We start from the raw sequence: 12,575 nt of genomic DNA, 5'->3' as shown, positions 1-12,575 counted from the left end.
GTCCTGTGAGCGGGGGCGGGCGCGCTCCTCGCGCTCCCGCGCCGGGGCCCCCCCGGCGCCCCCCCCCGCCCCCCCGCCGCGCCCGCCCGCCCCCCCCCCCCCCCCCGGCCGGAGTTACCCCTGACGAATGCTCAAAGCGCAGGTCAGGCGCGGTGCACCGTGATCGTCGTCCAGGCGCCGACGTGGATCCGGTCGCCGTCGCCCAGGGGGATGGCGGTGTTCGGGGAGATCGGTTCCTCGCCCCCGTTCACGGTGGTTCCGTTGGTCGATCCCTGGTCCACCAGCACCCAGCTGCCGTCCGCCTGTTCGGCGAGCAGCGCGTGCTGGTGCGAGGCGCCCGGGTCCTCCGGCGGCACCGACAGGTCGATCTCCGGGACGGTGCCCCGGTGCTGGCTGCGCCGGCCGATCCGCAGCTGGCCGCGGCCGGTCAGCGGGATGCGGCGCTCGGGGCAGTACGGCGGGAAGAACAGGCCGGCCGCCTCGGGGCCGCTGCGGGCCATCATGTCGGTGAAGTAGTCGCGGTCGGCCGAGACCACCGCGATCCAGTTGCTGCGCACCGGCCCGGCCGGGGCGGGCTCCGGCTGGGCGCCCGGCTGGGCCTGCGGCGGGGCCTGCGGCGGGGCCAGGTGGAAGGACGTGCCGAAGTCGCCGCCGCGGGTGTTCGGGCCGGGGCCGGCGGGCTGGGCGTACACCGGGCCGGAGTCCTCGCGGACCGGGGCCTCCGGGAAGGCGCCCTCCGGCGGCGGGTAGCCGTAGGTGTGGGGGTACTCCGGCTGCGGCTGGTACTCCGGGGCCTGCGGCTGGTGCTGCTGGTGGGGCTGGTGCGGCTGGTGCTGCTGCGGGGCCGGGGCTCCGCCGTAGGCCGCCGGGATGTTCAGCGGCGGGGGCTGGGCCGGGCCCGGCGAGGGCGCGCCGCCGGCCGGCGCCTGGCGGCCGGAGGGCGCGGACAGCTCGTAGTCGTAGCCGCACTCCTCGCAGAACCGCCCGGTCTGCGGGCTGCGGCAGATCGGGCAGACGGCCAGGCCCTCGGTGAGTCCGGGGCCGGCCGGCGGCGGGAAGGCACCGGGCGGCGGGTAGCCGCCGGGCGGTGGGAACGCCCCGGGCGGGGGCGGCGGGACGGCCCCCGGCGGGGGTGGCGGCGGCGTGCCGAAGGCCGCACCGCCGTGCTGCGGGTGTCCGGCGGGCGCGCCGGGGTAGCCCCCGTGGGCGCCGGGCGCCGGGGCCGGCGGGGTCATCGGGAAGCCGCAGAAGTCGCACCAGTCCTCGGCCTGCGACTCGTGGCCCCTCGGGCAGATCGGCATCAGGTCCCCCTCGTTTCGGGCCGGTGCGGTGCGGCGTCGCGCCGGGCGGCCGGCCCGATCACGTCTACAGCGGTCACTTCGCGGTCACTTCTTCACACGTACCGTCTTGGTCGACCGGGTCTCAAGGGTCATCGAGTCGGCCTCGCTCACGTCCTTACGGAACCGAACCGTACCCTCCTTCGGGTCCACCACGTCCACCACCTTCTGCAGCAGCTTGAAGGTGCCCTCGTTGCCGGTCGCGTGGGCGATCCGGACGGCGGCGCCGAGCTTGGCGGTGGCGGTGTCGACGTCGCCGGAGCGGTGGGCCTCCAGGCCCTCCTGGATGGAGGAGGCCAGCTCGGCCTGCCCGGTGTAGTGGGCGACCTGGGGGCTGATCCGGGTGGAGGAGGCGAGGTCGTCCGTCCAGACGGCCTTCACCAGGCCCTGGCTGAGCACCTCGGGGGTGCCGCCGCCGACCTGCGGGGGCAGCACCAGGCTGATCCGGGCGGCGAGCATCTCGTTGCCGACCGAGGCGGCCGGGACCTCGACGCAGACGTGGTAGTCGCGGCTCTCGTCGCCCCAGGAGCCGGTGGGGTAGTCGCCCGCCCGGGGGCCGGCCTCGGCGCGGCGGTCGCTGAGGTCCTCGACGGCGGGGGCGACCTGCTTGACGAACTTGACGGTGGCGTTGGCCGGGGTCCAGATCCGCAGCGCGACGTCGGCGACCTGCTTGCCCATCGCGCCGGTCATCATCGAGCGGAAGTCCTCGGCGAGGCCGGAGGGCTCGGCCACGATGTCGGTGGTGCCGAGCAGCGCGGAGGAGATCTTGCGCAGTTCGTCGATCCGCCAGTCGGTGCCGACGCCGCGGCAGTCGGCGGTGAAGTGGCCGGTGACCCGCTCGATCGTGCGGGCGAGGTCCTCGGCGGACTCGTGCTCGTTGTTGCCGTCGGTGAGCAGGATGGCGTGCCGGATGGCGATGTCGCGGCGGGTGAGGAAGAGCTTGTCGGCCTTGGCCAGCCAGGTGCCCATGGCGGTGCCGCCGGCCGCGGTGAGGCGGCGCAGCGACTCCTTGGCCTGCTCCCGGGTGGCCGCCGAGGCGGTGGCCAGGGTGCCGTCGCCGGGGTAGATGTCGCGGGCCTCGTGGGTGCCGGCGACGACGGCGAAGGCGGTGCCGTCGCGCAGGGCGTCGATGGCGGCGGCGGTGGCCTCGCGGGCGCCGTTGATCTTGGTCTTGGGGTAGTCCATCGAGCCCGAGCAGTCGACCAGGACCACCACGGCCGCGTTGGCGTCGCCGCCCTGCGGGCCGGCGTCGGCGAGCCCGAGCGGGCGGCCGCCGGAGGTGCCGCCGCCGGTGGAGGTGACGGTGACGATGGCGTTGACCTCGCGGGCGCCGTCGGCCAGGTACTCGTTCTGGAAGATCTCCACGTCGAACCTGGGCAGGTTCGGCTTCGCCAGTGTTGCCATGGGGCGGTGGCTCCCGTCGGGTGAGGGGTGGATGCGATCAGGTCGGTGGGGCGGGCCGGCGGACGGGGGCCGTCGGTCCGGTCGCGCGGAACCGGTCAGGCCGTCGGCGGGTGCGGCGGCTGCGGCGGGACGGGCGGGACGGGCGGGGCGACGGGGGGCACGGGCGGCGCCGGCGGGACGGCCGGGGCCGGGGGCAGCGGGGCGGCGGCGGAGCCGATCACCGGGAGGTCCGGCAGGGTCGGCTCGTAGTCCTCGTAGTCGTCGTTCCCGGCGGCGGCCGCCGGCCTGACGATCTTGAGGTCCAGCGCGGTCGGCGTCTCCACGATCTCCGCCAGCGCGGCGGCGGACGGTTCGATCGGCAGCACGGCGACCGTGATGTTGTCGTGCCCGCCGGCCGCGACCGCGAACTTGACCAGGGTCTGGGCCGCCAGCAGCGGTTCGGTGCGGGCGTCCGGGCGGACGTAGTAGGCCAGGTCGGTGGCCGCCTCGGCGTAGTTCCACAGCCCGTCGGTGCAGATCAGCAGCACTCCGGGGACGTGCGGGGTGAATTCGAGGGTGTGCGGCACGACCTCCTCGGCGTCGGCGCCGAGCCAGCCGGTGATCGCGTGGGCGCGCGGGTCGGCGTAGGCCTCGGCCTCGCCCATCAGCCCGGCCTCGACCATCCGGGCGGCCCAGGAGTCGTCCTGGGTGAGCCGGAAGGGTTCGGCGCCGGCCCGGTCGTCCGGGATCCAGTACGCCCGGGTGTCGCCCACCCAGCCGATGGTCACCCGGCCGCCCGCGGCTATGGCGCTGACGTAGGTGCAGGCGGGCGCGTTGACGTCGGGCCTGGTCGGGCCGGCGCCGTCGGTGGCGAGGTCGGCGACGGCCTTGGCGGCGTCCGCGATCGCGGTGCGCATCGCCCCCTCCGGGTCGCGGCCGGCCTCCAGGGAGGTCAGCAGGGACTCGGAGGCGGCGTCGACGGCGGTCTCCGAGGCCTCGTCCGGGCGGTCGGAGGAGGAGACGCCGTCGCACACCACGGCGACCACGACCGGCTCCCCGCCGGGCAGCGAGGTGGCGGCGACGGTGAAGGAGTCCTCGTTGCGGTGGTGGCGCACGCCGCGGTCGCTGACCCCGGCGACGCCCGCGAGCGCCTTCTCCATGTGGTCGCGCGGGCGCGGCTGGGCGCTCCCGCAGCCCTCGCAGTAACCGTCCTCGGTGACCTGTGCCTGCCCGCAGTTGACGCAGACCGGCCCGCGTTGCGGCGGGACGGCCTCACCGCGGGCGGCGGCCCAGCTGGCGGGCATCGCGCCCGGGGCCGCCCGGCCGTCCCGGCCGGCCCCGCAACGCCCGCAGTAGGCGTCGTCAAGGTCCATCGGCTCGGAACAGCTCGGGCACTCGGTCTGCTGCGGCATCGGCTACACCCACGTCCTGGGGCGGGCCCGGTTGGCCCGTTCCACCATCTCGATCCTGGTCTCGGCCCGGTCGGCCAACCGGGCGAGTACCCGGTAGGACTGTTCCAGGGCGAAGCGCAGTTCCCGCTCCACGGCGGGACGTCCGAGGACGACCGGGCCGGTGCCCTGCGGGGCGCCGGCCGAGCCGGCGCCGACCCAGCCGAGGGCCGCGCCGAGCACCTCGACCGAGAGCTCCTCGCGGCGGCGGTCGTCCAGGCGCAGCGCGGTCAGCTGGTCGGAGCCGGCCGCGAGGTCGACGGCGAGCGGGTCGGTGGCGGCCCGTTCGCGCAGCCGGGCGCGGACGGCGGCGATCCGGGCGGCGGTGTACTGGCTGGAGGTGGCCGGGACGGACTCCAGCGCCCGCACCGCGCCGGGCCGGTCGTCCTCGGCGAGGCGGACCCGGGCCAGGCCGAAGGCGGCGCTGAGGTAGGACTGGTCGGTGGTCCAGACGAGCCGGTAGAACTCGGCCGCGTCGCCGCCGTCGCCGAGCAGTTCGGCGCAGATGCCGAGGGCGAGCTTGGGGGCGGCCTCGCCCGGGAAGGCGTCGTAGACCGCGTCGAAGGCCTCGGCGGCCGCCCGCAGGCGGGGCTCGGCGGCGGTGCCGGCGGGGTCCTCGGCGAGGTCCGCGGCGGCGCCGACCAGGGCGACCAGGCCGCGGTACCAGACCACCCGCCAGTCGTCCGGGTGGTCCTGCTCCAGCTTCGCGAGCTCCTGCACGGCCGTGCCGTGGCGGCCGAGTTCGAGCAGGGCGCGCAGTTCGCGCAGCCGGCTCTCGACCGAGACGGCGGGGGCGCCGGCGAGGGCGGCGAGCGCCTCCTCGGGGTCGGTGGCGAGCAGGGTGGCGAGGAAGCCGGCGTTGGGGTCGCCCGGGTCGACCCGGGGGACGGGCAGCGCGAGGGCGGCGGCGGCCGGGTCGAGCCCGGCCACCCGGAGCTGTCCGGGCTGGGTGGTGGGCAGTACCAACTCGGTGTCCACGACGCGCAGTTCGGGCCCGAAGAGGGTGGACGGCGCGGGCCGGGGCCGGTCGTCCTGGAGGGCCAGGATCTCCCGCAGTACGCCGGTGAGCTGGTCGGCCATCTCCTCGGCGGAGGAGAACCGGCGGGCCGGGTCCGGGTCGGTGGCGCGGACCAGGAAGCGGTAGTAGGACTCGTACCTGGCGAAGACCTCGACGTCCTCGGGGCCGGGCAGCGAGTCGCGGTAGGTGGTGCTGTAGCCCTGGAAGTCGAAGGTGAGCACCGCGAGGGTGCGGGCCACGGTGTAGAGGTCGGAGGCGGGGGAGGGGCCGTCGGTGGCGATCTCCGGGGCCTGGTAGCCGATGGTGCCGTAGATCGCGCCGTCGTCGTCGAAGCGGCGGACCGCGCCCATGTCGATGATCTTGAGCGTGTCGCCGCTCTGGATCACGTTGTCGATCTTGAAGTCGCAGTAGACCAGGCCCCGGCCGTGCAGGTAGCCCAGGGCCGGCAGCGCCTCCAGCGCGTACGCGATCGCCTGCTCGACCGGCAGCGGCTCGCGCCGGCCGTCCGGGGTGCGGCGGTCGTTGGCGATGTCCTTGAGCGACTTGCCGCCGACGAACTCCATCACGATGTAGCCGTCGGTGGAGCCGGTGCGCAGGTCCGGGTGCTCGGCGAAGTTGATGATCCGGACGATGTTCGGGTGGTCCACCTCGGCCAGGAAGCGCCGCTCGGCGACGGCCGCGGCCAGCGCGTCCTCGTCCCCGGTGTCCAGCAGGCCCTTGAGCACCACCCACTTGTCGTTGACCCGCCGGTCCACCGCCAGGTAGATCCAGCCGAGCCCGCCGTGCGCCAGGCAGCCGAGCACCTCGTACTGGCCGCCGACCAGGTCGCCGCGGCGCAGCTTGGGGGTGAAGGAGTACGGCGTGCCGCACTTGGTGCAGAAGCCGTCCGGGCGGCCCGGCCGGCCGTTCTTCTCCCGGCCCACCGGGGTCTCGCACTTGGAGCAGTACCGCTTGCGCTCCGGCACCTCGGGGTTCTCCAGCACCGCCTGCGCCGGGTCGGCCGTCTCCACGGTCGGCACGGTGACCAGGCCGGCGCCCAGCCGGTTGCGGGTGCCCGCGCTGACGCTGCCGCGGGTGGAGCGCACCGAGACCGAGCGGCTGCTGCCGGTGCGGGTCGAGCGGTGCGAGCGGGAGCGGCCGGACATCGACCGGCCGGAGCCGGTGCGGGCCGACAGCGAGCGCATCGAGCCGCCGGGGGCGGAGTCCGGGGTGACCCGGGCGGACGGCACGTAGGGCTGGGTGACGCCGGTGTCGCCGCCGGGCGGGGTCAGCCCGCACTCGTCGCAGTAGCCGTCCGCGTCGATGGTGCCCGAGCAGTCCCGCGGGCACGGCGAGCCCGGCCCGGCGGCGGACCCGGTGGTCGGCCCGGTGGTCGGCCCGGTGGCGGTCGGCGGGGCGGCGCCGGCGGCGGCCGGGGGGACCGTGGTGGTCCCCACCGGGGTCAGCCCGCACTCGTCGCAGTAGCCGTCCGCATCGATGGTGCCGTTGCCGGAGCACTCCGGCCGCACGCACGTCTCGCCCATCAACCTCAGCCCCCCTGTACCTGTCCGTCGACCGGCGTCTGGCCGGCCGACCCGTGTGCCTGCTGCCCGTGTGCCTGCTGCCCGTGGGACTGGTGCCCGTGGGACTGGTGCCCGTGGGACTGGTGCCCGTGTGCCTGCTGCCCGGGCGCCTGTGCGCCGTCGGAGGCCTCGGCCTGGGCCGGGCGCAGCGACTGCTGGAAGCGGGCCACCGCGGCGGCCGCCGCCCGCAGGTCGCACGGCGCGCTCCAGAGCAGCCAGCGCGCCTTCTCGTACCGTTCGATCACTTCCGGGTCCTCGGCGACCCGCATCCGGGCCGCCATCGCCTTGTAGGCGTCCAGCCGGCCGCGCAGCTCGGCCCGGACGGCCAGCGGCTGGGTCACCTCGGTGAGCGAGTGCCGGGCCCGGGCCAGCTCCTTGGCGGCGGCGTCCTCCAGCGCGTCCAGCAGCGGCGCCAGCCGGCCCCACTGCCCGGCCTGGCGCAGGTCCAGGGCGGTGACGATCCGTTCGCGCAGCGCCGAGGCCGGGCCGGGCACCGCGGGCACGTCGCTGGAGGCTATCTTCGCCAGCACCTCGCCGCGGGCCCGGCGGGCCTCGGCCAGGGTGGCGTCGGCCCGCTGGAGCAGGTCGCCGACGCCCTGGAGGCGCTCCTCGGCGTCGTCGCGCAGCCGCAGCAGGTTCTCCAGCTCCAGCCGGACGCCGTCCAGGGCCCGCCCGGCCCGGTCGAAGCGCTCGGTGTCCACCACCCCGGCGGGAGAGGCGAAGGCCTCGCCGTCCGGGACGGTGCCGCGCTGGGCGGGCACCCGGGCCGGGCGCCACAGGGCCAGCGGGTCCTCGCGGACCTCGGTGCGCAGCTCGGTGAGGTCCCGCTCCAGCCCGGTCAGGTCGTCGCCCAGCGGGTGGCTGCCGGGGCGCACGCCGAGCGAGGCGGCCAGCGTGTGCACCCGGTGCAGTTCGGCCAGCAGCAGGTCGATCCGGGCCGGCAGCGCCGACCAGACCGCGTCGGCCGCGCTGACCACCTCCAGCACGGTGGCGTACCAGGAGTTCATCCGGGCCATCAGCGCGTCCAGGCTGATCCGCTCGACCAGCTTGGCGGGCGCGCCCAGCAGTTGCGGCCCGTCCGGCACGGCGCCGCCCGGGACGGTCACCGCGTCGCCCGTCAGCAGCTCGGTCAGCTCGGCGAGTTCGGGCCCGCCGGGCTTGGCCTTGCGGGCCCGGACGGCGCGGGCCGAGGCGAGCGCCTCGGAGTAGCGGTCGAACAGCGCCCAGAGCAGCGGCAGCCCCTTGCCGGCGACGGACCAGCGCTCCAGGGTGCGGCCGGACAGCTCGGCGCCGTCCAGTAGCCGCAGGCCCGGGTGGTCCTGGAGGGCGAGCAGCGCCGACTCGACCGCGTCCCGCTCCGCGCCGAGGCGCGCGAGCGCGCGGTCCACCTCCTCCCGGCTCAGTACCGGGCCAGCCGATGCCGCCACCGCGGTGTCCTTCCTTCCTCGCGTGCGATCCCGCCCTGTGCGACGTGCGATCCCACGACAACCCCCGTGTCCACCACCGGTCTCCCCGTGGTGATCGTCCCGAACCCTAGCCGGTGGCCGCTCGGGCGGTGCGGGCGCGGGGCGTCAAGACGGCGTCAACGCCCCGCGTCAGCGGTGCTCCGTGCGCGATGCGGCGCCCGGCACCGCGGCCGGTGCGGTGCTCAGTGCGGGACCGGCCAGTAGTGCTCCGCGTCGTTGAGCATGTACGGCTTCAACCAGCGGTCGTAGCTGCGCCCCCAGTCGCCGCTCGCGTGGTAGTCGGCCAGCACCTGGTTGACCCGCGCGGTGAGGTCCGGGCTGGTCTTGAGCATGGCGACGCCGATCACCTCGGGCTGCACGTCGCCGTCCACGATCCGCACGGTCTGGTCCTGCGCGGCCTGACCGGCCGCCAGGCCGTCGTCGGTCATGGTGGCGTCGACCTTGCCGAGCTGCATCAGGACCAGGCAGTCCAACTGGTTCTCCACCACCGTCAGCTGGGCCCTGGCGTCCTTCTTGGCGCCCTTGGCCGGGTCCATCACGTCGGCGGCCGTCGAGCCCTTGGCGACGCAGACGTTCTTGCCGCCGATCGCCTCGTCCAGGTTCTTCGCCGGGGAGGTCTTCGGCACCAGCACCCGCTGGGAGATGCTGAAGTACGGCTTGGAGAAGGCGACCTGCTCCATCCGCTTGCAGTTGACGGTCATCGTGCGGACGATCAGGTCGACCCGGCCCTTCTGCACCGCGTCGACCCGGTCGGCGGTGGCCACCGGCTTGAGCACGACCTTGTCCGGGTCGCCCATGATGGCGGTGCCGATCGCCCGGGCCAGGTCGATGTCGAAGCCCTCGATCTGGCCGGTGTTCGGGTTGCGGGCGCCCCAGCGGTAGCTGTTCTGGTCGACGCCGATCACCAGGCTGCGCTTGCCCTTGATGGCCTTCACCGCCGGGCCGTCCACCGAACTCGGCGGCACGCTGGCGTAGATGTCGCAGGAGTCGGACTGGTCCTGGCTCTGCTGGACGGCCTGCGGCGCGGTCGCGGTGGTCGCGGCGGCGGCCCCGGCCGGTGCGGCGCCGGAGGGGCCGCCCCCGCCGAGCACGGCCGCGCAGGCGGCCAGCACGGCCAGTGCGGCGGCGCTCCTGGTCGGTACGGTCGTGCCGTGCGTGAGTGTCCGTGTGCGCATGAGTGTCCGTTCCCCCTCTACCGGTACTCGGCGAGTCGTCGGCCCAGGCCGCGCAGCGCGGCGACCGCGGCCGCCAGGCCGAGCACGGCGGCGGCGCCGGCCGCCAGCCGGAGGTCCCCGGCGGTGCCGTCGGCGTACGCCGTGAAGCGGGCCTGCTCGCCGTCGGCGGCCTGGGCCAGTGCCCGGTCGGTGGCGTTGAAGGCGGCGTCGGCGGTGGTGGTGGTGTCGGTGGCGGACACCGTCGCGTTCAGGGCGCCCTGGTAGTCGGCGTTGTCGACCTCGGCGGTGCGCGCCTTGCGGTACCGGTCCTGCCACTCGTCGTACTGCTGGGCGGCGGTGGCCAGCGGCTGGTCCGCGGCGGAGGGGGCGAGGATCAGCGCGTTGGAGAGCGTGCCCGCCCGGTCGCGCATCGGGGTGCCCTTGCCGGCCGTCCCGGCGAGTCGCTTGGTGACGTCGTCGTACTGGGTGGCGTAGGTGGCGGTGGAGCCGCGCGCGACCAGGTTCAGGTTCTCCGCCAGGCGCGCCGTCAGCACGTCCACCCGGGCCGAGTTGAGGGCCTGCAGCGGGAAGGCCCCTTCGAGGTCGCTCTTCTTCAACGCCGAGCCGGTGGTCAGCCCGGCCACGGCGAGCCAGAGCGTGCCGGCCAGGACGGCGGCGGTGGCGCCCAGCAGGCCGACGTTGAACACCCGGTTGGTGCGGCGGAACAGGGTCAGCTGCACCCAGCCCAGCGCGGCCAGGGTGAGCACCGCCAGGCCGTACGCGCCCCAGGGCGTGGACCGGGCCGCGGCGTAGTCGGTCACCAGCTCGTGGTTCTCGATGGTGTTCAGCTCGGCGGCGGCCGGCAGCAGGACGGTCTGCATCTGCTCGGAGGCGTACCGCAGGTAGGCGCCGCCGAGCGGGATGCCCTGCCGGTTGTCGGCCCGCGCGGATTCCACCAGACCGGCGTACACCGGGAGTTGCTGGTTCAGCCGGGCGAGTGAGTCCTGGGCCGGGGAGGTCGAGGTGGTCCGGGCGGCGGCCTGGGAGATCAGCTTGGCGGCCTGGGCGAGGTCCTGCTCGTAGCGGGCCCGGACGTCCTTCGGCTCGGCGCCGGCCAGCAGGAAGCCGGAGGCCGCGGTGGTGGCGGCGTCGGCCAGCGAGCGGTGGATCTCGGCGGCGTCCCGGCTGAGCGGCTGACTGTACGAGACCACCCGGTCGGCGGCCTGCGCCCTGGTCTCCAACTGCCAGGCGGTGAGCCCGCCGAAGGCCACGGTCAGCACCGCGAGCACCACTCCGGCGATCCGCAGCCGGCCCGGCGGCGTGCGGGTGGCCTGGGCCAGCCGGGCGCGCACCCCGCGCTCCGGCGCGGTGCCCCGGGGCCGCTTCGCGGGCGGTGCGGCGCCCGGTCCCGGCGTGGCCGGACCAGGGAACGCCGCTCCCCGGGGTGCCGGGGATGCCGGGGTGCCCGGTGCGCCCGGTGCACCCGGGGTCGCCGTTGGTGCGCCGAACGCCGCCGTCCCCGGTGCGGCCGGCGGCGTGCCCGGTCGTGCCGGGAACGCGGCGCCCGGTGCGCCGTTGCCTACTGGTGTCGCCACCCGCCTCATCCTCCCCTGGGGCCGGCCCGTCTCCCCGGGCCCGACCGATGGCAGCAGTATGGCCGTGACTCCCTCCGGCCACACCTGACTTGCGCCGATCTTGAGCATGTCGTGCACGGTTTCCGCACGCCTCCGTACGGCTTGTGCCGATTGTCACCGGTTGTCACCGATCGCACCGGCCCCACGGAGAGGTTGGCGCCCGCTGCGACGCCCGCCGGGGCCCCCGCGGTTCCGTGCCGCGCGGCCGCCGGGCCCGGCACCCCCGTGCTCCGTACCATGGGCCCCATGCGACTGCTTGGAACGATCTCGCCCGACCGCCCGCTGCTCGTCGTCGCGGTCCGCGAGGAGGCCGCCCACCTCGACGACCGGCTGCCCGTGCTGCTCACCGGGATAGGGAAGGTCAACGCCACCGCGGCCCTGGCCACCGTGCTGGCGCGGGGCGAACTCCCCTCCGAGGTGATCAACCTCGGCACGGCCGGCGCGCTGCGCCCCGGCTGGGAGGGCATGCACCACGTCGTCCAGGTGATCCAGCACGACCTGAACACCGCCGCCCTCCAGCACCTCACCGGCCGCAGCTACGGCGCCCCGCTGGTGGTCGGCAAGGGCGACGGACCGGTGCTGGCCACCGGTGACCTGTTCGTCGACTCCCCGGACGCCAAGGAGCGACTCGCCGAGCACGCCGACCTGGTCGACATGGAGGGCTACGCCGTCGCCGCCGTCGCCCACCGGGCCGGGGTGCCGGTGCGGCTGGTCAAGTACGTCAGCGACGAGGCCGGGGACGGTGCGGCCCGCAGCTGGCAGGAGTCGGTCGACGGCTGCGCCCGGCACCTCGCGGACTGGGTGCACGCGCAGGGGTGGTGACGGGGCGGTTGGTCGTCGGGGCGTCGGGCTGGCTGGTCGTCGGGTTGGTTGGCGGTCGGGCCGGTTGGCCGGCCGTCGGGGTGTCGGTTCGGGTGGCTAGGGTGGCGCGGTGACCGAGAACACCGCGCCCAGCCCGCGCCCCGACGTCCGTCCGCCCGGCCTGAACGCCGATGAGCGGACCACCCTGCTGTCCTTCCTCGACTACCTGCGCGAGGCCGTGATCGGCAAGGTGGAGGACCTCTCCGACGAGGACGCCCGGCGGCCCGGGGTCGCCTCCGGCACCAGCCTGCTGTGGCTGGTGCGGCACTTGGCCGTGGTCGAGTACAACTGGTTCGAGTACGCGTACGGCGGCCTCGGGGACGAGCCGGCCCTGACGTCGAAGGCCCCGCCGGCGGAACTCTCCACGGCCTCGGCGGTCGCCGCCTACCGGGACGCGATCGGCCGGGCGAACGCGGTGGTCGCGGCCGCCCCCGACCTCGACCGGCCGGGCGTGCGCTCGCTGCGGCCGGACGCGGTCGAAGGGCCGTCGCTGCGCTGGGTGCTGGTGCACATGATCGAGGAGACCGGGCGGCACGCCGGGCACGCGGACATCATCCGGGAGCAGCTGGACGGTGCCGTCGGGCGGTGAGGCCGGGCGGTGAGGCGGCGGAGGTGGGGGGGGGGGGGTGCCCCCCCCCCCCCCGGCCGGACAAGCTGGGGGGGGGGGGGCGGGTGTGGCGGGGCGCCCAGTCGCGCGCGCCCCACGGGGGGC

At 75.7% G+C, this 12,575-nt stretch carries 9 protein-coding genes; 2 read left to right on the top strand and 7 right to left on the bottom strand.

Annotated elements, in window-relative coordinates; translation table 11 throughout:
• Window positions 1-143: 143 nt before the first annotated feature.
• The 7 genes from ACFWXO_RS11225 to ACFWXO_RS11195 form a co-directional block, all read right to left on the bottom strand.
• Window positions 144-1,301, bottom strand: coding sequence for an FHA domain-containing protein (locus ACFWXO_RS11225; protein ID WP_380523290.1), 1,158 nt, complete (start codon window positions 1,299-1,301; stop codon window positions 144-146).
• Between the two features lie 84 nt (window positions 1,302-1,385).
• Window positions 1,386-2,741: a VWA domain-containing protein gene (locus ACFWXO_RS11220; protein ID WP_380523289.1), complete on the bottom strand. Its 1,356-nt coding sequence runs from the start codon at window positions 2,739-2,741 to the stop codon at window positions 1,386-1,388.
• A gap of 95 nt (window positions 2,742-2,836) precedes the next feature.
• Window positions 2,837-4,132, bottom strand: coding sequence for a protein phosphatase 2C domain-containing protein (locus ACFWXO_RS11215; RefSeq protein WP_380523288.1), 1,296 nt, complete (start codon window positions 4,130-4,132; stop codon window positions 2,837-2,839).
• A gap of 3 nt (window positions 4,133-4,135) precedes the next feature.
• Window positions 4,136-6,709: a tetratricopeptide repeat protein gene (locus ACFWXO_RS11210; protein ID WP_380523287.1), complete on the bottom strand. Its 2,574-nt coding sequence runs from the start codon at window positions 6,707-6,709 to the stop codon at window positions 4,136-4,138.
• 5 nt (window positions 6,710-6,714) lie between these two features.
• Window positions 6,715-8,175, bottom strand: a complete 1,461-nt coding sequence (locus ACFWXO_RS11205) for a hypothetical protein (RefSeq protein ID WP_380523286.1) — start codon at window positions 8,173-8,175, stop codon at window positions 6,715-6,717.
• 221 nt (window positions 8,176-8,396) lie between these two features.
• Window positions 8,397-9,389 carry a glutamate ABC transporter substrate-binding protein gene (locus ACFWXO_RS11200; RefSeq protein WP_380523285.1) on the bottom strand — a complete coding sequence of 331 codons (993 nt, stop codon included), beginning with the start codon at window positions 9,387-9,389 and terminating at the stop codon, window positions 8,397-8,399.
• A gap of 17 nt (window positions 9,390-9,406) precedes the next feature.
• On the bottom strand, window positions 9,407-10,720 hold the full coding sequence (locus ACFWXO_RS11195) for a hypothetical protein (RefSeq protein ID WP_380523284.1): 1,314 nt from the start codon (window positions 10,718-10,720) through the stop codon (window positions 9,407-9,409).
• Between the two features lie 528 nt (window positions 10,721-11,248).
• Here ACFWXO_RS11195 and ACFWXO_RS11190 point away from each other — a divergent pair.
• Window positions 11,249-11,824, top strand: coding sequence for a nucleosidase (locus tag ACFWXO_RS11190; RefSeq protein ID WP_380523283.1), 576 nt, complete (start codon window positions 11,249-11,251; stop codon window positions 11,822-11,824).
• Between the two features lie 109 nt (window positions 11,825-11,933).
• Window positions 11,934-12,452, top strand: a complete 519-nt coding sequence (locus tag ACFWXO_RS11185; RefSeq protein WP_380523282.1) for a DinB family protein — start codon at window positions 11,934-11,936, stop codon at window positions 12,450-12,452.
• Window positions 12,453-12,575: the final 123 nt, after the last annotated feature.

It is taken from the genome of Kitasatospora sp. NPDC059088 (assembly GCF_042738155.1).
Taxonomy (GTDB): Bacteria; Actinomycetota; Actinomycetes; order Streptomycetales; family Streptomycetaceae; genus Kitasatospora.
Note: the sequence above shows the minus strand (reverse complement) of the source record. Positions and strands in the feature narration are given on the sequence as shown.

Coding starts and splice junctions, on each gene's coding strand:
- ACFWXO_RS11190 (WP_380523283.1), top strand. CDS start 11,249: ATGCGACTGCTTGGAACGATCTCGCCCGACCGCCCGCTGCTCGTCGTC.
- ACFWXO_RS11215 (WP_380523288.1), bottom strand. CDS start 4,132: ATGCCGCAGCAGACCGAGTGCCCGAGCTGTTCCGAGCCGATGGACCTT.
- ACFWXO_RS11225 (WP_380523290.1), bottom strand. CDS start 1,301: ATGCCGATCTGCCCGAGGGGCCACGAGTCGCAGGCCGAGGACTGGTGC.
- ACFWXO_RS11220 (WP_380523289.1), bottom strand. CDS start 2,741: ATGGCAACACTGGCGAAGCCGAACCTGCCCAGGTTCGACGTGGAGATC.
- ACFWXO_RS11200 (WP_380523285.1), bottom strand. CDS start 9,389: ATGCGCACACGGACACTCACGCACGGCACGACCGTACCGACCAGGAGC.
- ACFWXO_RS11210 (WP_380523287.1), bottom strand. CDS start 6,709: ATGGGCGAGACGTGCGTGCGGCCGGAGTGCTCCGGCAACGGCACCATC.